The 18835-nt window shown below is 67.2% G+C and carries 19 protein-coding genes and 1 tRNA gene; 5 read left to right on the forward strand and 15 right to left on the reverse strand.

Annotation, left to right across the window (positions count from 1 at the left end):
• Window positions 1-66: 66 nt before the first annotated feature.
• The 3 genes from phnE to IB257_RS17220 are packed head-to-tail and all read right to left on the reverse strand — an operon-like array spanning window position 67 to window position 2875.
• Window positions 67-1086, reverse strand: coding sequence for a phosphonate ABC transporter, permease protein PhnE (gene phnE / locus IB257_RS17210; protein WP_175213882.1), 1020 nt, complete (start codon window positions 1084-1086; stop codon window positions 67-69).
• The gene (locus IB257_RS17215; protein ID WP_054450248.1) at window positions 1083-1922 is read right to left on the reverse strand and encodes a phosphonate ABC transporter ATP-binding protein; all 840 of its coding nucleotides are present in this window, start codon (window positions 1920-1922) and stop codon (window positions 1083-1085) included. Before IB257_RS17215 ends, phnE begins: the two co-directional genes overlap by 4 nt.
• 17 nt (window positions 1923-1939) lie before the next feature.
• Window positions 1940-2875: a phosphate/phosphite/phosphonate ABC transporter substrate-binding protein gene (locus tag IB257_RS17220; protein WP_119450855.1), complete on the reverse strand. Its 936-nt coding sequence runs from the start codon at window positions 2873-2875 to the stop codon at window positions 1940-1942.
• A 232-nt stretch (window positions 2876-3107) separates the two neighbouring features.
• Between IB257_RS17220 and IB257_RS17225 the strand changes: the two genes are divergently transcribed.
• Complete coding sequence (locus IB257_RS17225; protein WP_119450854.1) at window positions 3108-3947, forward strand: HAD-IIA family hydrolase; 840 nt, start codon at window positions 3108-3110, stop codon at window positions 3945-3947.
• Here the strand turns inward: IB257_RS17225 and IB257_RS17230 are convergent.
• From IB257_RS17230 to IB257_RS17245, 4 genes are all read right to left on the reverse strand, one after another.
• The gene (locus IB257_RS17230; RefSeq protein ID WP_225588996.1) at window positions 3941-4843 is read right to left on the reverse strand and encodes a MurR/RpiR family transcriptional regulator; all 903 of its coding nucleotides are present in this window, start codon (window positions 4841-4843) and stop codon (window positions 3941-3943) included. The two genes, IB257_RS17225 and IB257_RS17230, sit on opposite strands and share 7 nt — an antisense overlap.
• Window positions 4844-5008: 165 nt before the next feature.
• Complete coding sequence (gene secG / locus IB257_RS17235; protein WP_192492617.1) at window positions 5009-5500, reverse strand: preprotein translocase subunit SecG; 492 nt, start codon at window positions 5498-5500, stop codon at window positions 5009-5011.
• A gap of 21 nt (window positions 5501-5521) precedes the next feature.
• Window positions 5522-6268 (reverse strand): triose-phosphate isomerase, encoded by a 747-nt coding sequence (gene tpiA, locus IB257_RS17240; protein WP_054450238.1) that lies wholly within the window; start codon window positions 6266-6268, stop codon window positions 5522-5524.
• Between the two features lie 140 nt (window positions 6269-6408).
• Complete coding sequence (locus IB257_RS17245; protein WP_054450236.1) at window positions 6409-7386, reverse strand: NAD(P)H-quinone oxidoreductase; 978 nt, start codon at window positions 7384-7386, stop codon at window positions 6409-6411.
• A 115-nt stretch (window positions 7387-7501) separates the two neighbouring features.
• On the opposite strand from IB257_RS17245, the gene IB257_RS17250 reads away from it, so the two are divergent.
• Window positions 7502-7589: transfer RNA gene (locus IB257_RS17250), tRNA-Ser, on the forward strand.
• 47 nt (window positions 7590-7636) lie between these two features.
• Here the strand turns inward: IB257_RS17250 and ccsB are convergent.
• Both ccsB and IB257_RS17260 read right to left on the reverse strand, forming a co-directional pair.
• Complete coding sequence (gene ccsB / locus IB257_RS17255; protein ID WP_192492618.1) at window positions 7637-8998, reverse strand: c-type cytochrome biogenesis protein CcsB; 1362 nt, start codon at window positions 8996-8998, stop codon at window positions 7637-7639.
• A gap of 167 nt (window positions 8999-9165) precedes the next feature.
• Window positions 9166-10692, reverse strand: a complete 1527-nt coding sequence (locus tag IB257_RS17260; RefSeq protein ID WP_119450852.1) for a PLP-dependent aminotransferase family protein — start codon at window positions 10690-10692, stop codon at window positions 9166-9168.
• Window positions 10693-10925: 233 nt separating this feature from the next.
• Between IB257_RS17260 and IB257_RS17265 the strand changes: the two genes are divergently transcribed.
• The 3 genes from IB257_RS17265 to IB257_RS17275 are packed head-to-tail and all read left to right on the forward strand — an operon-like array spanning window position 10926 to window position 13856.
• Window positions 10926-12485, forward strand: coding sequence for a nitrite reductase (locus IB257_RS17265; protein ID WP_119450851.1), 1560 nt, complete (start codon window positions 10926-10928; stop codon window positions 12483-12485).
• Between the two features lie 16 nt (window positions 12486-12501).
• On the forward strand, window positions 12502-12849 hold the full coding sequence (locus IB257_RS17270) for a cytochrome c (RefSeq protein ID WP_118931727.1): 348 nt from the start codon (window positions 12502-12504) through the stop codon (window positions 12847-12849).
• A 14-nt stretch (window positions 12850-12863) separates the two neighbouring features.
• Window positions 12864-13856: a bifunctional precorrin-2 dehydrogenase/sirohydrochlorin ferrochelatase gene (locus tag IB257_RS17275; protein ID WP_225588997.1), complete on the forward strand. Its 993-nt coding sequence runs from the start codon at window positions 12864-12866 to the stop codon at window positions 13854-13856.
• Between the two features lie 35 nt (window positions 13857-13891).
• Here the strand turns inward: IB257_RS17275 and IB257_RS17280 are convergent, their stop codons facing one another.
• Genes IB257_RS17280 through IB257_RS17305 form a run of 6 tightly spaced genes read right to left on the reverse strand, consistent with a single transcriptional unit; the run spans window position 13892 to window position 18830 of the window.
• Window positions 13892-14521: a DUF4202 domain-containing protein gene (locus IB257_RS17280; protein ID WP_119450850.1), complete on the reverse strand. Its 630-nt coding sequence runs from the start codon at window positions 14519-14521 to the stop codon at window positions 13892-13894.
• Complete coding sequence (gene nirJ / locus IB257_RS17285; RefSeq protein WP_125470934.1) at window positions 14522-15661, reverse strand: heme d1 biosynthesis radical SAM protein NirJ; 1140 nt, start codon at window positions 15659-15661, stop codon at window positions 14522-14524. It abuts the gene before it with no gap.
• A gap of 13 nt (window positions 15662-15674) precedes the next feature.
• Window positions 15675-16193: an Lrp/AsnC family transcriptional regulator gene (locus IB257_RS17290; protein WP_192492619.1), complete on the reverse strand. Its 519-nt coding sequence runs from the start codon at window positions 16191-16193 to the stop codon at window positions 15675-15677.
• 1 nt (window position 16194) lies between these two features.
• Window positions 16195-16680: an Lrp/AsnC family transcriptional regulator gene (locus IB257_RS17295; RefSeq protein ID WP_175181170.1), complete on the reverse strand. Its 486-nt coding sequence runs from the start codon at window positions 16678-16680 to the stop codon at window positions 16195-16197.
• Window positions 16673-17671, reverse strand: coding sequence for an AsnC family transcriptional regulator (locus tag IB257_RS17300; protein ID WP_225588998.1), 999 nt, complete (start codon window positions 17669-17671; stop codon window positions 16673-16675). Before IB257_RS17300 ends, IB257_RS17295 begins: the two co-directional genes overlap by 8 nt.
• Entirely contained in the window at window positions 17661-18830 is a 1170-nt protein-coding gene (locus IB257_RS17305) for a cytochrome D1 domain-containing protein (RefSeq protein ID WP_175181168.1), read from the reverse strand. Before IB257_RS17305 ends, IB257_RS17300 begins: the two co-directional genes overlap by 11 nt.
• Window positions 18831-18835: the final 5 nt, after the last annotated feature.

Genomic DNA, 18835 nt, shown 5'->3' on the forward strand with positions numbered 1-18835 from the left:
CGTTGCCGGGTCCGTCCGGCAGAAAACCTATCGGGGCGCGGCGGCCTGGCTGGCCGCCGCGCCGGCTCAGCTCAAGCGGCGCCGCAAGCGGGCGGCGACCTGGTCCAGCAAGAACACGGTGATGAAGATCACGACGAGAATGGTCCCGACGTGGGCGTACTGGTACATGTCGTAGCGGCCTTTGAGTTCCTGGCCGATGCCGCCCGCGCCCACCAGGCCCACGACGGTCGCCATGCGCACGTTGCGGTCCAGGATGTACAGGGTGTAGCCGGTGAACTTGGGCATGACCTGCGGCAGCACTGCGTAGGCCAGCACGCGCGGCTTGCTGGCGCCGATCGCGGCCAGCGCCTCTTGCGGCTTGGTGTCGGCCGTTTCGATGTCCTCGGCGTAGAACTTGCCCAGGAATCCCATCGAATGAATGGCCAGCGCCAGCACCCCGGCAATCGGGCCGAAGCCGTAGGCCAGCACCAGGAACAGCGCGCAGATCAGCTCGGGCATCGCACGGAACATGCTGACGATGGCGCGCGCCGCCACGTACAGCAGGCGGTTGGGCGCGTAGTTGCGGGCGCTGCAATAGGCCAGCGGCGCACTGCCCAGCACGGCCAGCAAGGTCGCCCAGATCGCGATCTCGAAGGTCTCTACCATCTTCACCGCCACCCGCCATAGATAGCCCAGCGGCTCGACCAGATAGGTCTGCGTGGATACCTCGTCTTCCATCTTCAGCGTGTGCGGATTCAGCCGGCTCTCGGTCACCTGCACCGTTTCCACATGCGCCAGCCACGGCAGCCTGTCCGGGTCGAAGCCCTCTATGCGCGAAGTCTCGGTGCGGTACGAGACCTGCAGCGGGAACAGGTTGTCGGCCAGGGCGCCCAGGCCCGAGGTGACCTGGGACTGCTCCTTCAGGCCCACCGCCGCCAGCGCGCCGTCCAGGGTGAGCGCCGCCATGCGACCCATCTCGACCCGCTGCCCGGTGTAGAGGAACAGCATCAGCGCGGCGATCACGATCAGCAGCGCGCGGGCGCCATAGGGCGGATCCAGGCGCCAGGCCGCGTTGTCGGCCGGCGTCTTCAATGCATGCGTGTTCATTGCGCGCCTCCCGCCGACAGCACCGCCGGCCGGATCGGCCTGGCCATGCGAGGTTCAGCATGGCCGCGGCCCGCAAGCGCGGCCATGCCGCTTTCCGCCTGCGGCGCCTGATACAGCGCACGGGCAGTGGCCTCATCGAACGCGCCCGCCGGTCCGTCGAACACCATGACGCCATGGCGCAGGGCCACGATGCGGTCGGCGAACTCGCGGGCCAGGTCGACCTGATGCAGGCTGCAGAGCACGGTGGCGCCGCGTTCGCGTGCCTGATTGCGCAACAACTCCAGGATGTCGCGGCTGATGCGCGGGTCCAGGCTGGCCACCGGCTCGTCGGCCAGCAGCAAGGCCGGAGCCAGCATGAACGCTCGGGCGATGCCCACGCGCTGCTGCTGGCCGCCGGACAATTCGCTCACGCGGCGTTGCAGGTGCTCGGGCTGCAGGCCGACTTCGCGCACCAGCTTGCAGGCCCGTTCGCGCAATTCCGCGGGGAAGCGCATCAGATAGGCGCGCCATGCCGGCAAGCCGGGCAGCGCGCCCGACAGCACGTTGGTCGCGACCGTCGCGCGCGACACCAGGTTGAAGTGCTGATGCACCATGCCGATCCGTGGCCGCACGGCCGCCAGCGTCGAGGGCTGCACCTGCGTGCCATCGACCCACACTTCGCCTTGGGTGGGCGCGGTCAAGCCGTTGGCCATGCGCAGCAAAGTCGACTTGCCCGCGCCCGAGGCGCCCAGGATCACGCAGAACTGGCCGCGCGGCACCTGCAGCGACACCGAGTTCAGCGCCGCGGTCCCATCGGCATAGCGCATGCCTACAGCGTCATAGCGCAGCATGTCCATTTCGCTTGCTCCGCCGATCACCGCTGTGCCGCCTTCTGCAGGATTTCTCCCTTGATCTCGTCGGTCAGCAGGGCCATCTTCGAGGCCGGGCCGGCGAACTGCGCCTCGGAGAACTCGGTGTCGAAACGATCCAGCTTGGCGCCGCCATAGCCGCGCACCATGTCAGGCGTTACGCCGGGCGCCTGATGGACCGTGGCAAAGGCTTGCTTGAGCGTGGCCTTCAGCGTCTCGGGCAGCTTGGTGTTCATCGCCAACGGCGGATACGGGATGGGTTCGCTCTTGAAGATCACCTTCACGGACTTCGGGTCCACCGCGCCCTGGCGCACCGCCTTGTCGAAGGAATCGAACGACAGCGCGGCCGCGTCGACCTGGCCCTGTACCAGCGCGGCGAGGCTGCTGGCGTGGCTGCCGGTCAGTTGCAGCGCCGCCAGGTCCTTGGCCGGGTCCATGCCGTCCTTGATCATGGATGCCACCTGGAAGGTGAAGCTGGAGGCCGAATTCACGTCGCCGAACGCGGCGCGCTTGCCCTTCAGATCGGCCAACGTATTGATCGGCGAATCAGCCTTGGCGAACATCGCGGCGTAGTAGGCGGATTCGCCCTTCTGCACGCCCACGGCCAGCAATTGCGCACATTGGCGCTCATGCGCCTGCACGTAGGAAACCGGACCCAGGAACGCGACCTCGGCCAACTGGTTGCACATGCCTTCGACCACGGCGCCGTAGGACTGGCCCACGGTCAGTTGAAAATGCAGGCCGGTGCTGCGCGTGATCGCGTTGAAGATCGGCGCGTAGTCGGCCTTGGTGCCCGACTCGGTGCCGCCGTCGGCGGGTATCAGCAGCACGCGCAGCGGACGTTGCTGCGAGCCGTCTGCCAGGGATTGGGCTTGTGCGAGAGGCGCGGCGGCCAGCAGGGAAACCAGCGCCAGGGCGGACGCGCAGGTGCGGATCTTCATTTTTCTGTTCCTAGTCTTGTTGAGGTTGCCATCGGGGCGCAGCGTGCTCGGCCCTGATTCCGGAACGCAGATTAGTCACCGCACATGACAGGCAAATGAAAATTTCTCAAATCAAAAAAATGAATTTTTGAATTTTGTTCAGATAGAATCACAGCCGCCGGGCAGGCCCGAACCGTAGCGGGCGCCCACTTCTTTCAACCCTGCACGCGCTTCGACGCCACCACGCCGATCCATGACCCGCATTGCCCGCACTCCCCTCGCTTCCTTCCCCCAAGCGCCGACGGCAGAACCGCCCTGGACCGCCCGATCACGCGGCCTGATCCTGGACCTGGACGGGACATTGATCCGGGGGCATGAAGTGATACCGGGCGCCAGCGAGCTGCTGACCCGCTGGGCAGGGCGCTGCGTCATCGTGTCCAACAATTCCACCGACACGGCGGCGGACCTGGCGCCGCGTTTACGGGCGATGGGCCTGCCGGTGCAGGCCGGAATGCTGGTCCTGGCCGGTGAACAGGCCGTGCGCCATATCGCCCGGCAAAACCCGCGGGCCGCGGTGCTGCTCTGCGCCTCGGACGCATTGCGCAGTTTCGCGGCCGGACTGGGGCTGGCGTTGGTCGACCGCGATGCGGACATCGTGCTGCTGGCGCGCGATCTCTCCTTCGGCTACGGGACGCTGCAGACCCTGGCAGGCGAGCTGGCGCGGGGCGCGGCGTTGATGGTCAGCAACGGCGACCTCACCCATCCCGGCCCGCAAGGCGCCATCGTCCCGGAGACGGGCGCGCTATTGCAGTCGGTGCTGGCCTGCGCGCCCGGCGCGCGGCCGCACATACTCGGCAAGCCGGGAGCCATGCTGCTGGAGGAAGGATTGCGCCGGCTGGGCCTGGCGCCTGCGGACGTCACGGTGATCGGCGACAACGTGCGCACCGATGGGCTGGGTGCGGTACGCCTGGGTATCGGCTACCTGCTGGTGGGCAATGCGCCCTGCGCGGATGCGCCGGACGTGGCGAGGCTGCTGGACAGCGCGTGCCCGCGCCGACATGCGCTGCCGGCGGGCATTGAAGACGATCAGTAGCGCTTGTTCGACAGCACGTCGAAGGTGCTGCGCAGCGTGGAGACGGCCTTGTCGTAGTCGGACAAGGCCAGGCAAGCGATGAGGGTGTCGATGATGGCGAGCTGGGCCAGCCGGCTGGTCATGGCCTCGGTGCGGAAACGGGTCTCGCGCGACATGGTGTGCAGCACCACGTCCGCATGCTCCTGGATCGGCGATTTGCCGAAATTGGTGATGCAGATCGTGCGCGCGCCGGCTTCCTTGGCCAGCCGCGTCGCCAACACCGTCTCGTGCGTGCTGCCCGAGTGCGAAATGGTCAGCACAGCGACGTCCGGCCCGGTCAGCGACGCGCTGATGGCCTGCACGTGGGAATCGGTCACTGCGGTGGCATGCAGCCCGATGCGCAGCATGCGGTAGTGCGCGTCGTGCGCGATGACGGCCGAGCTGCCGATGCCGTAGATTTCAACGCGGCGGGCGCCGCGTATCAGGTCCACCGCGGCCGACAGCGCTGCCACGTCCAGCACCGATTCGGTTTCCTGCAGGGTCTGGATATTGCTATGGAAGATCTTGCTGACGACCTGCTCGGGCGTGTCCTGGGCGGCCAGGTCTTCGTGGATGTACTGCACCGGCTGCACGATCTGCTGCGCCAGCGCGATCTTCAGCTGTTGAAAGCCCGTGGCCCCCAGCAGCTTGCAAAAGCCCACCACGCTGCCTTCGCTGCACTGGGTGCGCTCGGCCACTTCACTGACCGACATGTGCACCACCTCGGCGGGGTTGCGTATGACGAACTCGCCAATGCGCTGCGAGGCCGCCCCCATCGAGGGCAACAGGCTCTGGATGCGCGCCAGCATGGCCTGCGGCGAGCCCCGCTGCTGATCGGCGGCGGTCGGGGTTCGGGGAGTGCGTTTGGATGTGGCCATGGCGGAGATCGAGAAACGGGAACCGGGTGCGCAGGCAACGATACCCTACCCGCTGCCGGCGCGGCGACGACGCATGCTAACGGCCGCCGATGACAGGATGTCCGGGCAGGCGCGCGCCGCCCATGAAAAAGGCCGGCATGTGCCGGCCTTTCCGTTTGCTGTGCCTTACTTCGCGGGCGTTTCGGCGGGCTTTTCGCCTGCGGCCGGAGCGGCCGGGGTGGCGGGAGCGGCCGGGGCCGAGGGCACCGACGCGTCGGGCTTGGCCGGAGCGGCGGGCACGGAAGCCGCGCCGGGAACCGAGGCGGCGCCGGGAACCGACGAGCCAGCGGGAGCAGGCGCCGCGCCCGGCACTTGCGGCACCGAACGGTCGGCCGGGAAGCTCTGCATCACGCCCGAGTCGACGGCCGGGCCGCTATTGCCCTTGTGGCTGACATAAGCCAGGCCGGCGGTGGACGCGAAGAAGACCACGGCGGCCCACTTGGTCGCGCGCGAGAGGAAGTTCGCCGCGCCGGTGGCGCCGAACAGGCTGCCGGCCGAGCCGCTGCCGAAGGCGGACCCCATGTCGGCGCCTTTGCCCTGCTGAAGCAGGACCAGGACGATGATAGCCAGCGCCGAGATCACTTGGACGGCCAGCAGGATTTTGAGCATCAAGGGCATTACAGACTCCGGAACGGAAACTTAGATAGCGGCGATTCGCAAAAATTCTTCGGCCACGAGCGACGCGCCGCCGACCAGGGCTCCGTCGATATCAGTCATGGCGAACAGACTGGCGGCATTGGCAGCTTTGACGCTGCCGCCGTACAACACTTGCACCTGCGCGGCGCCCAGCGCGCGCAGGGCGGCGCGGATGGCGCCATGGACTTCCTGCGCCTGCTCGGGGCTGGCGGTGCGGCCGGTGCCGATGGCCCAGACGGGCTCATAGGCCAGGACCATGCGCGAAACCGCCTCGGCGCCCAGCGCCAGCACGGGCTTCAACTGGCGTTCGATCACGGCCAGCGTGTTGCCGGCTTCGCGGTCGGCCAGGGACTCGCCCACGCACACCACCGGCGTCAGGCCGGCGGCCAGCGCGGCCTGGGCCTTGGCGGCGACGGCTTCGTCGGTCTCGCCGTGCAGCACGCGGCGCTCGGAGTGGCCGGCCAGGGCCCAGCGGCAGCCGAATTCCTTCAGCATGGCGCCGGAGACTTCCCCGGTGTAGGCGCCCTTTTCATGCGCGCTGACGTCTTGCGCGCCCCAGGACACGCTGCTGCCGGTCAGGGCCGACGCCGCCTGCGCGAGATAGGGGAACGGCACACAGATGCCGATTTCGCAGTGGCTCGCAGCATCCGCGGCGCGCAGCTCGGTCAGCAACGCGGCGTTCTCGGCCAGGTTGCCGTGCATCTTCCAGTTGCCCAGCACGAGGCGGGCGCGGTTTTCGACTGAAGTCATGGCGAGGTATCTGTATCGGTTGGACTGGGGCGAGCCAAGGGCTGCGTAGCAACCGCCCACGGGCCTGCCTGGAAAAAATTCCAGGCGAAACCCGTGATTGTATCCTGTTGCGGGACGCTACGCCGAGCGCCCCCCATTTCTTACATGGTCAGGATGATTTTGCCGATGTTTTCACCGCTTTCCATCATGGCATGGGCGCGGGAAGCCTCGGCCAGCGGGAAGGTGGCGTGCACGATGGGCTTGATGGCCCCTTTTTCCAGCAAGGGCCAGGCCTGTTCACGCAGCGCACGGGCGATGGCGCCCTTGAAGGCGACCGGACGGGGACGCAAGGTCGAGCCGGTGATGGTCAGGCGGCGGCGCATGACCTGGGCCGTGTCCACATTGGCGTGGGAACCGCCCAGCTGGGCAATGATGACGATGCGGCCGTCGTCGGCCAGGCACTGCATGTCGCGGCCGATGTAATCGCCGGCCACCATGTCCAGGATCACGTCCACGCCGCGTCCGCCGGTGGCGTCCAGCACTTCCTTCACGAAATCCTGGGTCTTGTAGTTGATGCCGCGTTCGGCGCCCAGCGCTTCCACGGCGCGGGCCCGGTCGTCGCTGCCGACGGTGGCATAGACCTTGTGGCCCATGGCGCGGGCCAGCTGGATGGCCGTGGTGCCGATGCCGCTGGCGCCGCCGTGCACCAGCAGCGCCTCGCCTTCGGACAGGCGGCCGCGGTCGAAGACGTTGCTCCAGACCGTGAAATAGGTTTCCGGCAGGCCGGCGGCCTCGATGTCGGACAGACCCTTGGGGATGGGCAGGCATTGCGCCGCGGGCGCCACGCAGTATTCCGCGTAGCCGCCGCCCGCCACCAGGGCGCAGACCTTGTCGCCCATGGCGAAACCGCTGCCAGCCAGGTCGCCGCCGACGATTTCGCCGGCCACTTCCAGGCCCGGCAGGTCCGAGGCGCCGCGCGGCGGCGCGTAGTTGCCCTTGCGCTGGAACACGTCGGGACGATTGACGCCTGCGGCGCTGACTTTGATCAGAACTTCACCCGCGCCGGTTTCCGGCGTGGGGCGCTCCACGGGGACCAGGACCTCGGGGCCACCAGGGCGAGAGATTTCTACGGCGTGCATCGCGTGCCTCCTTTGCAGCAAATGGATTATTATTGCGCCCTTTACGGCGTATCGTGTTCCCGGCCTGGCAGATTGTTTGCCTGATGGCCGGATCGCCGGAATATACGCAATACCAGGAAGCGTGGCAGAGTGGTCGATTGCACCGGTCTTGAAAACCGGCAACGGGCAACCGTTCGTGAGTTCGAATCTCACCGCTTCCGCCAAGACACCCGATGCCAGCGCGCATCGCCGCCCGCAAGGCGGCAGGGGCCTACAGGCTGCCGTACGAATGCAGGCCCGACAGGAACATGTTCACCCCCAGAAAGGCGAAGCTCGTCACCACCAGGCCGGCGAGCGCCCAGTAGGCCGCCACCTCTCCCCGCAGCCCCTTGAGCAGCCGCATGTGCAGCCAGGCGGCATAGTTCAGCCATACGATCAGCGCCCAGGTCTCCTTGGGATCCCATTGCCAGTACGCGCCCCAGGCGTCGGCGGCCCATAACGCGCCCAGCACGGTGGCCACGGTGAAAAAGGCGAAACCCAGCGCGATGGCCCGGTACATGATGTCCTCCAGCACCTCCAGGGACGGCAGCCGGCGGGCAATCGGCCGGCGCAGCGCCAGCACCGCGCCCACGAGGATGGCGCCCGCGCCGAAATACAGCATCCACACAGGCGACAGCCGCCGCGAGCCGAAGATCATCGGCTCGGCGCATAGCAGCGCACCCAGCAGGAAAACCGGAATCAGACGCTTGCCTGCGGCGCTCTGCCCGTGCAGCTTGACCAGGTAGGCTAAACCCACCGCGCCCGCCAGCGAGAACGTGCCGTAGCCAATGAAATTGGCCGGCACGTGCAGCTTCATCCACCAGCTTTGCAGCGCGGGGACCAACGGCTGGATCTGATGGGCGCCGCGCGTGAGCGAATACCAGGACAGGAAGACGACCATCGAGGCAACCACCAGCATGACGAAGCCGCCCAGCGCCCGCGTGGCGTAGCGGGCCTCGTAGTAGAGGTAGAACAGCGCCGTGACCAGCGCGAAAAAAACAAATACCTCGTACAGGTTGCTGACTGGAATGTGTCCGACATCCGGTCCCAGCAGATGCCCTTCGCGCCAGCGCACCAGCAGGCCGGTCAGCCCTGCCCATACCCCGCCCCACGTCAGGACAGTGCCCAGCCAGGCGATCGCGGGCCGGGCCAGTCCCGCCCAGTAGCAGAGCGTGCCCAGCACGAACAGGCAGCTCATCCAGAGTATGGACGACTGCGACGACAGCAGGTACTTGAGCAGGAAGACGCTTTCGGCGCGCCCCAGATCGCCCTGCAGCAGCCCTGCCCCGCCCGCATACAGCCACACGGCCAGCAGCGCGCTGGCGCCGCTGGACAGGGCCAGAGTCCGCAAGGGGCGCCACAACCATCCCAGCCAGGCCAGGGTCGGCACGGCGCCGATCAGCATCGCTTTCTCGTAGCCGTTCAGGAGCGGGCCGAACTCCGCCAACGCATAGGCGCAGCCGGCAAGGCAGATCAGCAGGAACGCGGCATCGGTCCGGTTCAGGCGCCTGCCGGTCCGGGCTGCGGCATTCGGAACCTCCGGCACGGGCCGGCGGGAAGTCAGCGGGACGGGCCCGGTAGCGGTAATCGGCATCGCAGCATCTCCATGCGTGACCGTCCGCCCCAGGTTGCCCACAGGCCGAACGAATCTTATATTGTCATAGGACAAATTGATTCTACGAACGACGCGGCAGCGCCGCATAGCGATGCCGCCAGTCCCCGCGCTGCGCCGCCGTCCCTACCGGAAACGCGGCAGGCGTGCTAGACACCCGCGCAGCGCGCTTCGTCCAGAGACGGGCGAGACGCCGCCCGGTCCTGACAGGATTCCTGCAATTGTTTGCAAGCCGCGTGCACGCGCGCCATGGCCTGGGCGATCTCGCCAGTATCCAGACCGGCAAAGCCGAACAGCAGATGTCGGGGCTCGGCGCCCTCGGCGGCACAGGCGGCGGCCTGGGCCAGTGGATACAGCCTCACGCCCTGCGCCAGCGCGGCCGCGGCGACCGCGTCGGCGGGTGGGCTGTCCGCCGGCAGTTCGAAGGCCAGGTGCATCCCTGAATTCTGTCCGCTGATCCGGCCGCGTCCACCCCAGACCTTGCGGATGCCGCGCAGCAGTTCGTCGCGCTGCGCCTGGTAGCGCCGCCGCAAGGTCTGCAGGTGGCGCGCGAAACAGTTCTCATCGAAGTAGCGCGCCAGCACGGCCTGCGTCAGCCATGGACTGCCGTTGTTGAGCAAGGCCTTGCGTTCGACGAAATCGTCGACCAGCGCAGGCGGGCAAACCATGTATCCCAGCCTCAGGCCGGGCCCCAGCGTCTTGGAGAACGTCCCCAGGTACACGACCTGCCGCGGGCTCATCGCGGCCAGCGGCATGGGCAGTACAGACTCATAGCAAAAGTCGCCGTCGTAGTCGTCCTCGATGATCAGCGCGCCGCTGCGGCCCGCCCATTCGAGCAACTGCCGTCTGCGAGACAGCGACATGGCGTGGCCCAGGGGGTACTGGTGCGACGGCGTCACATAGGCCAGCCTGGCCGGCCCTTCCGGCAACAGATCCGTGCGCAGTCCCTGCCCGTCCACCGGAACCGGCGCCTCCTGCGCGCCATGCCGCCGCACCAGATTCCTGAATCCCGCGTAACAGGGCGACTCGAACACCGCCCTGCCGTGGCGGTCCAGGAAATGCGAGGCGATCAGACTCAAAGCCTCCTGACTGCCGGCCGTGATCAGCACCTGTTCCGGTTCGACCTTCAACGCCTTGGCCGCCGACAGGTAATCGGCAATCTGCACGCGCAAGCCCCACAGGCCGGCCGGCGGCGCATATTCGGCCATGGCGCAGCCCGCATGCCGCAGCAGCTGGTTCGACAGCGTGATGAACTGGCGCAGCGGAAAGGCGTGGACCGAGGGACGGCCGACCTTGAAGTCATAGCGCAGGGGCATCGGCGGCGACTGGCCGCAGACGCCGCTGGACAGAGCCTGGCTGACGGCGTCGGCGTAGACCGGCGGACGGTCCTGGACGAAATCGGGGCAACGCGGATTGATGACCAGGCTGCGATTCAACGTCACGAAATAGCCGCGGCTGGGCTTGCTCTGGATCAAGCTGGAATCGATCAGCAGTTCATACGCGCCCAGCACGGTGTTCTTCGATACCTGCAGCAGCGATGACATCCGATTGATGGCCGGCAGCCTGTCCCCTTCCTGCAACCGTCCGGCGCGTATCAACGCCTCGATCTGGTCGGCGATCTGCTGCTTGTAGGGTTTTGCATCCTGGCGGGATAGAGAGAGCGGGAGTGAAAACATGGCGGACAACCACAGGACAAAAAATGGCGCCGGCCTTTCGAAGCGGCGCGGGCCGGCCGCGCTCCGTTTGCTATCACGGTAGTGCTTTGGCCACGGCCTCACTTTGTCCTATGTCAAAAAACAGATTGGACCGTAACCATTGTGCAGGCGTGAGCCGTGCCTTATCGGCCCGGCGCCGCGATGACACAGTGCATGTGCCGCAGTTTCGGCAAAACCTTACGGGAGAGATCGACATGCACACCAAGCTATTGAGCGCGGCCTTGCTGTTCGTCTCGGCCGGCGCCGCCTGGAGTGCGCCGACCGGGGAGTACCTCAAGGCGAATCAGCTGTTCCAGCAGAACTGCGCCGTCTGTCATGGCGCCGACCGCGGCGGCTACATCGCGCCGGGCCTAACCAGCGACCGCCTGGTCCAGAGCGAGGCGGCGCTGCGCGGCACCATCATGACCGGCATCCCCGACACGCTGATGCCGCCCTTCGTGGGCCGCCTGTCCGACGAAGAGATCCGGGCGCTGGCCCGGCTCATCAAGACGCAGACGGCGGACGATCCCAAATGGGGGCTGGACCAGATCCGCGCCAGCGTGCAGGTGGTGGTCGACGAAGCCACCCTGCCCGCCAAGCCGACCTACGCCATCGACACCGTCTACGACCTGATGGTGGTCATGGCGCGCGGACGCTATGGGCGTGGCGACGCGGGCAACAATGCGCGCACCGTGTTCCTGGACGGCAAGACCAACAAGGTGGTCGGCGAGATCGCCACGCCGGTGGCGCCGCACATCATGGATTTCAGCCCCGTGGCGGAACGCTGGGCCTGGCTCAAGAGCGACGACGGCATGGTCTACAAGATCGACCTGTACTCGCTGCAGATCGTGCGCAAGGCCAAGGTCGGCCTGACCGGCCCCGGTATCGCCCTGTCCAACGACGGCAAGTGGCTGGCCATCAGTTCGTTCGTGCCCAAGAGCGTCGCCATCCTGAAGGCGGACACGCTGGAACCGGTCAAGTACATGGACCTTGAGGGCGAAGATCCGGACGGCAAGTTCGTCAAATCGGCCGGCGGGCCCGTCATCGGCAGCCGGATCAACAATAAGTTCGCGCTGACGCTGCGCCAGGCTGGCCAGATCTGGATCATCGACCCCGACAAGCCCGACATGCCCGTGACCAAGCTGACCAAGGTCGGCCGCATGCTGCATGACACCTTCCTCACGCCCGACGGGCGCTACTCCATGGTCGCGTCCTATGACGACAACAAGATCGTCGCGATCGACTTCAAGGACGACAAGGTGGTGCGCGACATACCCGCCGGCTGCCAGCCTCACGTCGGATCGGGCGCGGTGACCGAAGTCAACGGCCGCTTCCTGGCCTTCGGCACCAACATCGGCACCTGCGCAAAGGGCTCCGTGGTCACGGTCTGGGACACCAAGGACTTTTCCGTGGTCAAGCAGATCCCGGTGGCCGGAGCCACCGAATCGCCCGCCGCGCATCCGAACGCGCCCTACGTGGCGGTGGACATTGTCGACAAGGACAAGCGCGCGGCCTGGATCCAGCTGATCGACAAGAACACGCTGGAAGTGGCCAAGACGCTGGACGTGGGCGGGCATGCCTTCTTCCCCGACTACAACCGCACCGGCAATTACCTCTATGTCAGCTCGGGCTACTGGGGCGACCGCATCAAGATCTACGACAGCAAGACCCTGGAGCTGGTGGCGGAACACAAGATGGAAAGCCCCTCGGGCATTTTCTCCCGCGCCCGCACCCGCTGGCTGACCATCGGCCTGTCCGAAACGCGCAAATTCTGAGCCGAGGAACCCACATATGAAAACGCTATTCCGCATACTCACGGCACTGCTGCTGTCCCAGGCCGCCGCGCACGCGCTGGCCGCCGACGGGCAGCCCGCCCTGGTCGCCGGCGGCAATCCCGACACGCTCTCGCCCCGCGTCTCCGCCATGCTGCCGCTATGCGCCTCCTGCCATGGCGCGGACGGCATCAGCGCCGTCGGCCTGTACCCCAATCTTGCAGGGCAGAAGACGGAGTACCTGGTCAAACAGCTCAATGCCTTCAAGACCCGGGAGCGCAATGACCCGGTCATGAGTTCGATGGCCGAGCCCTTGAGCCCCGAAGCCATCCAGGAACTGGCCCAGTACTTCTCCAGCCGCAAGTAAGGGAGCAGGCCGCCATGGACGCGCCATCCGCGATGCTCTTCCCGGTGTACTTCAACCTGGCCGGCCGGCGGGTGGTCGTGGTGGGCGGCGGGGCCGTGGCCGAACGCAAGATCAGGCTGCTGCTCAGGGCCGGCGCCGCCGTTGCCGTGGCGGCGCCGGCCCTGACGCCCTGGCTGCGCGCAGCCGCGGACCAGGACCAGTTCCAGCATATGCCGGCCGTCTTCTCGCCGGCCTGCCTGGACGGCGCCTGGCTGGCGGTGGCCGCGACCGATCAGGGCGGCACGAACCAGGCGGTTGCCGCGGCGGCGCTTGCGCGCCGCATTCCCTGCAACGTGGTCGACGATCCCGTTCTTTCGACGATACAAGTGCCCGCCATCCTGGACCGTTCTCCGCTGGTGGTGGCGATTTCTTCAGGAGGCTGTGCGCCCGTGCTGGCGCGGCGCATCCGCGAACGGCTCGAAGCCTTGCTCGACGAAAGCACGGGAGATCTGGCCCGGCTCGCGGCACGCTATCGCAACCGCATCGTTGCGCGCTTCCGCGACCTGGAGCAACGTCGCGACTTCTACGACTGGATGCTGGACGGCCCGCTGCCCTCGTTGCTGGCGGCCGGCGACGGCAGGCAGGCCGGTCTGGCCCTCGAAGCCGCGATGCAGGCCGATACCCTGCCCCGCACAGGCAGCGCGGCGATATTGGCAGCCGCCGACGGCCCCGCCGATCTGTTGACCCTGCGCGCCTTGCGCCTGCTGAACCAGGCCGACCTGGTCGCGCACGTGCCGGCGGTCAATCCGGCCATATTGGACAAGGCACGGCGGGACGCGGCGAGAATCGAGCTGAAAGGCCCGGGCCTGCAGCCTGATCCGGCCGTGGCCGCAGGCGAGGGACTGGACTGGCTGGCCCGCCAGGTGCAGGCGGGCCAGCGCGCCGTCCTGCTGCTGGGAACCGCGCACGACGCGAAGCTGCTGGCGCGACGAATATCGGCTTGCGGCGTGGCATGCAACGTCCTGTGAACGTCCGGCCCCGGACCAGCGCCGCGATCAGGAAGTCAGGTCCCCGCTTCCTCGCCGCCCGCCAGCGCAGCCGCCAGATAAGCCTGGCCCCGCTCGCTGAAGGACAGTGACGCAGCCGCCTGCCTGCCGGCTTCGTCCATCTTGTGCCAGGTCTTCTGCAACACCGCGACGACCTTGTCCGGATAGCGTTCGCAGAATTCCTCGTACTGGTGCTCCAAAAACACCAGGCACAGCGCGTTCTCCATGCATTGGACGTCGGCATCGCGCTTGATGCCCTGCTTGCGCACGATCTTCAGCACCGCCTGTATGGTTTGCGCGTCATGGCCTGCGCTGGCTAACAGCCTTGCGGCGACGTCCGCGTGATGCTCCTTGAGCGTATTGCGCCATTGCAGATAGCCAGCCCTGCCGGCCGGACAGGCCTCGCGCGGGACCTCCCAGCGGCCGATGTGCTGGCAGCGGGCGGCCAGCCGCAAGGCAGAGCCGGCCTGCGGGGCCAGCTTCGTCACCCAGGCGTGGAGGAATTGGGCGTGCAGCCATTCGCGCGGCTGCATCGCGCCATTCCAGGCGACCAGATTGGGATCGCGCCGGTTGTACTCATCGAACAGCTGCCAGGCGCGCTGCAGCGGCGCGTCTTCTGCATCCACCGGGTTGGGCGGGAATTCCATTCACACTCCTGTCTCGTCTTCGGTCAGATAACAGCCGGGGTCCTCGGCCCAGAGGTCGCCCGACTGCTTCTGCGCACGGATGCGGGTGTTGCCGTTGCAGATGTCCAGGTGGGCGCAGCTGGCGCAGCGTCCCTTGACGGGCCGCGGCCGCAGCCGCAGCAGCTTGAGCAAGGGTTCGGCGGGATCCGACCAGATCTCCGAAAAGGGCCGCAAGCGCACATTTCCCAGAGTGTAGTGCCACCACATGGTGTCGGCATGGACATTGCCGCGATTGTCGATGTTCGCGACGTTCATGCCGCTGGCGTTGCCGCCCCACAGGCGCAGCCTGGCCTCGATATGCGGCGCGCTCTGCGGGAACCGGCGACGCACCCAGTGCAGGAAGAACACGCCGTCGGCATCGTTATTGCCGGACGTGAACTCACGCGGTCTGCCGGCCGCGGCTTGTTCCAGGCAGGTTTCGAAGATCCGCTCCATGGCCGCGCGCGTCATGCGGTGATGGCTGTCCTCGCCCCGGTTGCGGCCGCCGCGGCCGGCGTAGTTCAAGTGTGAAAAGTAGAAGCGGTCGACATTCTCGGCGTCCAGCAATGCCAGCAGCCCGGGAAGATCGTCGGCGTTGCCCTGGGTCAGGGTGTAGCGGATGCCGACCTTGAGGCCGCGGTCCCTGCACAGCCGGATGCCTGCCAGCGAGGCATCGAAGGCGCCCGCCTCGCCCCGGAAGCGGTCGTGCGTCGCGCCCAGGCCGTCCAGCGAAATGCCCACGTAGTCGAAGCCGCAACCGGCGATGGACTCGATGTTGCACCCGTCTATCAGAGTGCCATTGGACGACAGGCCCACGTAGAAGCCCATGGCCTTGGCCCGGCGCGCAATATCGAAAATGTCCGGCCGCAACAGCGGTTCGCCGCCAGACAGGATCAGCGCCCTCACACCGTAGGCATGCAGATCGTCCATGACTGCGCAGACCTCGGCGTAGTCCAATTCGCCGGCGAAGTCCTTGTCGACCGAAGCGGAGTAGCAATGCCGGCAATGCAGGTTGCAGCGCCGGATCAGGTTCCAGATCACCACGGGCCCGGCCGCCCCACGGCGCGGCGCAAGCGGCGTGGGACGCAGCAGTTCAGACACGAAGGCAGAGATGCGGAACATGCGGAATTCCTCGCTATGTTGCCGGCCCCTGGCCTTCTTTCAGGCGCAGGCCAGTCTTTTTCAGGATTGCCGAGGAAAACAGCGCGTCGTGCGCACGCAGGGCGTCCGGAAAGCGCACGTGCAAAGCCTCGGCGACGTCATCGATGCGCGCCAGCACCGCCGCGCGATCGGTCCCGTGCAGCATGGCGTAGAGGTTGTAGCGCCACAGCGGCGGATGCCGGGGACGCCGGTAGCAATGGCTCACGTCCGCGCGCTGACCCAACCAGGCTCCCACAGCGTCGGCCTGACCGTCTTCCACGTCCCAGACCGACATGGCGTTGGCCACGAATCCGAGCGCGTAGTGGTTGGGTACCACGCCGATGCGCCGTATCACGCCGCGCGCGAGCATGTCGCGCAACTGCGCCATCACCTCGGCTTCGGTGACGCCCAGCCGCGCGGCCACGGCCCGGTATGGATCCCGCCGGATCGGCAGCCCCTCCTGCGTGGCGCGGACCAGGGACAGTTCGAACGGAGTCAGGCCGGCTGCGTCCATCTCAGACCTCCAGCTTCATTTCAAGGAAGTACTCGCGCTCCTTCGGAAACGCCAGCACGGGCAGGCCCGTCTCCTGCTCAATGGCGCGCAAACAGGCGGCAACTTCGGCGGGATCAGCCGCCGCCAGCACGAACCACATGTTCAACGCATGCTCGCGGCGGTAGTTGTGCGCCACTTCGACCCGGCGGTTGACCAGGGCCACGACCCGCTCCCATTGCGCCTGCGGCACGGCCATCGCCGCCAGGCAGTACGCGCCGCCGGCGCGCTCGATCTGGAACAACGGGCCGAAACGGCTCAGCGCGCCGCACTCACGCAAGCGGGCTACCCGCGCGATCACGGCGTCTTCGTCCAGCCCCAGCGCCCGCGCGACGTCCGCGAACGGACGCGGGCTGATCGGAAAGCCGCCCTGCAGGCGGTTGATCAGCTTGCGGTCGGCAGCGTCCAAGCCCAGCGGCATGCCCGCGGCAATGTCCTTGGACCTAACCATGCGTCGCCTCTTCCGGCACGAACCTCGCACCGCGCTGCTTGAAACATCTGGTCGAGAACAGCACCGCATGCGGCCAGGCATCAAGTCCAAGACGGCCGGCGATGGCATTGCGCAGCGCCTGCACCGCTTTCCGCTCCTTGCCGTGGATCATGCAGAAGAGGTTGTAGGGCCATTGCGGCAAGCGCCGCGTGCGCCGGTAGCAAAGCGTGACGCCGGGCTCGGCGCCAAGCCGCTGCCCCAGCGCATCCATCCGCGTGTCGTCCACGTTCCAGACGCACATCGCATTGGCGCGAAAGCCCAGCTGGCGATGTCTCAGCACCACGCCGAAACGGCGGAACAGGCCTGCGCGCTGCCAGCGCTCCAGCAGGCGCAGCGTCTCGTCCTCATCCAGCCCCGCAAGTAGTCCCAACCGGCGATAGGGGTGCGCGCAAAGGTCCAACCCATCCTGCACGGCATGGAGCAAGGCCTCTTGCGCGCTGCCGGCGGGTGGCAGCACGGCTCGTCCGCCGCTGCGCTGCGGCGTCGTGCGTTGTTGTGGCGCGCTCAGACTGAAACCCAGGTCGATGTGGTACTCGGCCTCCATGGGTAAGGCCAGCGGCTCGCAGCCGGAGGCCTGTGCGATCCGCGCCAGCAAGCGCGCCAACGCGCCAGGCTTGCGGCAGGCGGCGACGAACCACAAGTTCAAGGCATGTTCGCGCTCGTAGTTGTGATTGACCTGTGGCAGGCTGCTGACGTAGGCGGCAACCTGATCCAGGCGGGCGGACGGCACGTGCATGCCGACCAGCGCGCTGGCAAAGCAGGACTGGTGCAGCACCGGACCGACACGGCTCACGAGCCCCTCGCGCTGCCACCGCTGAAAGCGCGCCAGCACCGTGTCTTCATCCAGGCCGACGCGCTCGGCCAGCAAGGCGTAGGGCCGCGAGACCAGCGGAAAGTCCCGCTGCCAGCCATCGAGCAGACGCAGATCGGAATCGGACAGTTCAGAAGCCAATGCGGCCGCTCCTGTTGGTGAAGAAAATGCCGCTGGGCTTGGGAATGTCCAGCGTGGCGCCGCGTTGCAGCGTCCGGGTGTCATACACCACCACCCGGTCATCGTCGCGCGCCGACAGCCATACCGCCTCTCCTCGCGGCGTGAATTCCATGTGCAACACGCCGCGGCCAGGTGCCAGCGTCCGGACCACGGCCAGGGTTTCGGTGTCGATGACCTGTACCTGGCCGTTGTCCGGCACCGCAAAGTTGACCCAGACGCGGCGGCCATCGGGCTGCGCCATGACGAACACCGGCTGGCCCAGCGTGGCGATGCGGCCGGTCTCCTGCCAGGTGGCGGTATCCACCACCAGCACCTCGTGCCTGCCGATGGCGGGCAGGAACAGGCGTCCGCCCGCCGCGCTCCAGCCTCGCAGGTGGGGCATCTTGTAGACCGGCAACGCTTCCTCGCCACGCCCATAGCCCTGCAGGATCTTGCGCACGCCGGCCTCCGGATGCCAGAGGTCCATCATGGCCAGCGCATCCTCGCCGAACAACCCGGCGATGTAATAGCGGCCGTCCGGGGTGACCAGCGCGTCGTAGGGCTGGCGACCGGCCTTGTGGCGTTGTGTGGACGGCCGGGCGGGGTCCGACAGATCCGTGATCCAGATCTCGCCCGCGTCGAATAGCGCGTAGGCGAACTTCTGTCCAGGCAGGTCCGCCAGGCCGACGACCTTGGAGCGCCTGCCCGGCGCATACTCGGCGGGCACTTCGCTGATCTGGCGCAAGGTCACAGCGTCGAAGACCTTGATGCCGCCGGGCGTGTAGTTCTGCACCACGATCAGCCGCCCGTCCTGCGAAATGGCGCCGCCGATCGCATTGCCGGACTGGATGCTGCGACGGTCCACGCGTTTCCGCAGCAGATCCACCTTGGTCAGCCCGCCGTCCCGGCCGAAGACGTAGCCGTAGCGGCCATCGCGGGAATAGGCGATGTGCGCATGGGAAAGGTCGCCCAGCCCTTCGACCCGCGCCAGCCGGGTCTGTCCGCTGGTTTCGACGATGGAGACGGCGCCGTCGGCACGCTCTATCACCATGCCCAGGTCGTTGGTGCCGCGCGGGTCGGTGGCCGCGGCGCAGCCGGCCAGCACAACGGCGGCCAGGACGAACAGGAAACGCAGTTTCATGAACG

This window comes from Achromobacter sp. ACM03, from assembly GCF_014851665.1.
GTDB classification, from domain to species: domain Bacteria; phylum Pseudomonadota; class Gammaproteobacteria; order Burkholderiales; family Burkholderiaceae_B; genus Achromobacter; species Achromobacter aegrifaciens.

What these genes read in the sequence shown, in the direction of transcription:
- phnE (WP_175213882.1), bottom strand. Translation starts at nt 1,086, where the DNA reads ATGAACACGCATGCATTGAAGACGCCGGCCGACAACGCGGCCTGGCGC.
- IB257_RS17215 (WP_054450248.1), bottom strand. Translation starts at nt 1,922, where the DNA reads ATGGACATGCTGCGCTATGACGCTGTAGGCATGCGCTATGCCGATGGG.
- IB257_RS17220 (WP_119450855.1), bottom strand. Translation starts at nt 2,875, where the DNA reads ATGAAGATCCGCACCTGCGCGTCCGCCCTGGCGCTGGTTTCCCTGCTG.
- IB257_RS17225 (WP_119450854.1), top strand. Translation starts at nt 3,108, where the DNA reads ATGACCCGCATTGCCCGCACTCCCCTCGCTTCCTTCCCCCAAGCGCCG.
- IB257_RS17230 (WP_225588996.1), bottom strand. Translation starts at nt 4,843, where the DNA reads ATGGCCACATCCAAACGCACTCCCCGAACCCCGACCGCCGCCGATCAG.
- secG (WP_192492617.1), bottom strand. Translation starts at nt 5,500, where the DNA reads ATGCCCTTGATGCTCAAAATCCTGCTGGCCGTCCAAGTGATCTCGGCG.
- tpiA (WP_054450238.1), bottom strand. Translation starts at nt 6,268, where the DNA reads ATGACTTCAGTCGAAAACCGCGCCCGCCTCGTGCTGGGCAACTGGAAG.
- IB257_RS17245 (WP_054450236.1), bottom strand. Translation starts at nt 7,386, where the DNA reads ATGCACGCCGTAGAAATCTCTCGCCCTGGTGGCCCCGAGGTCCTGGTC.
- ccsB (WP_192492618.1), bottom strand. Translation starts at nt 8,998, where the DNA reads ATGCCGATTACCGCTACCGGGCCCGTCCCGCTGACTTCCCGCCGGCCC.
- IB257_RS17260 (WP_119450852.1), bottom strand. Translation starts at nt 10,692, where the DNA reads ATGTTTTCACTCCCGCTCTCTCTATCCCGCCAGGATGCAAAACCCTAC.
- IB257_RS17265 (WP_119450851.1), top strand. Translation starts at nt 10,926, where the DNA reads ATGCACACCAAGCTATTGAGCGCGGCCTTGCTGTTCGTCTCGGCCGGC.
- IB257_RS17270 (WP_118931727.1), top strand. Translation starts at nt 12,502, where the DNA reads ATGAAAACGCTATTCCGCATACTCACGGCACTGCTGCTGTCCCAGGCC.
- IB257_RS17275 (WP_225588997.1), top strand. Translation starts at nt 12,864, where the DNA reads ATGGACGCGCCATCCGCGATGCTCTTCCCGGTGTACTTCAACCTGGCC.
- IB257_RS17280 (WP_119450850.1), bottom strand. Translation starts at nt 14,521, where the DNA reads ATGGAATTCCCGCCCAACCCGGTGGATGCAGAAGACGCGCCGCTGCAG.
- nirJ (WP_125470934.1), bottom strand. Translation starts at nt 15,661, where the DNA reads ATGTTCCGCATCTCTGCCTTCGTGTCTGAACTGCTGCGTCCCACGCCG.
- IB257_RS17290 (WP_192492619.1), bottom strand. Translation starts at nt 16,193, where the DNA reads ATGGACGCAGCCGGCCTGACTCCGTTCGAACTGTCCCTGGTCCGCGCC.
- IB257_RS17295 (WP_175181170.1), bottom strand. Translation starts at nt 16,680, where the DNA reads ATGGTTAGGTCCAAGGACATTGCCGCGGGCATGCCGCTGGGCTTGGAC.
- IB257_RS17305 (WP_175181168.1), bottom strand. Translation starts at nt 18,830, where the DNA reads ATGAAACTGCGTTTCCTGTTCGTCCTGGCCGCCGTTGTGCTGGCCGGC.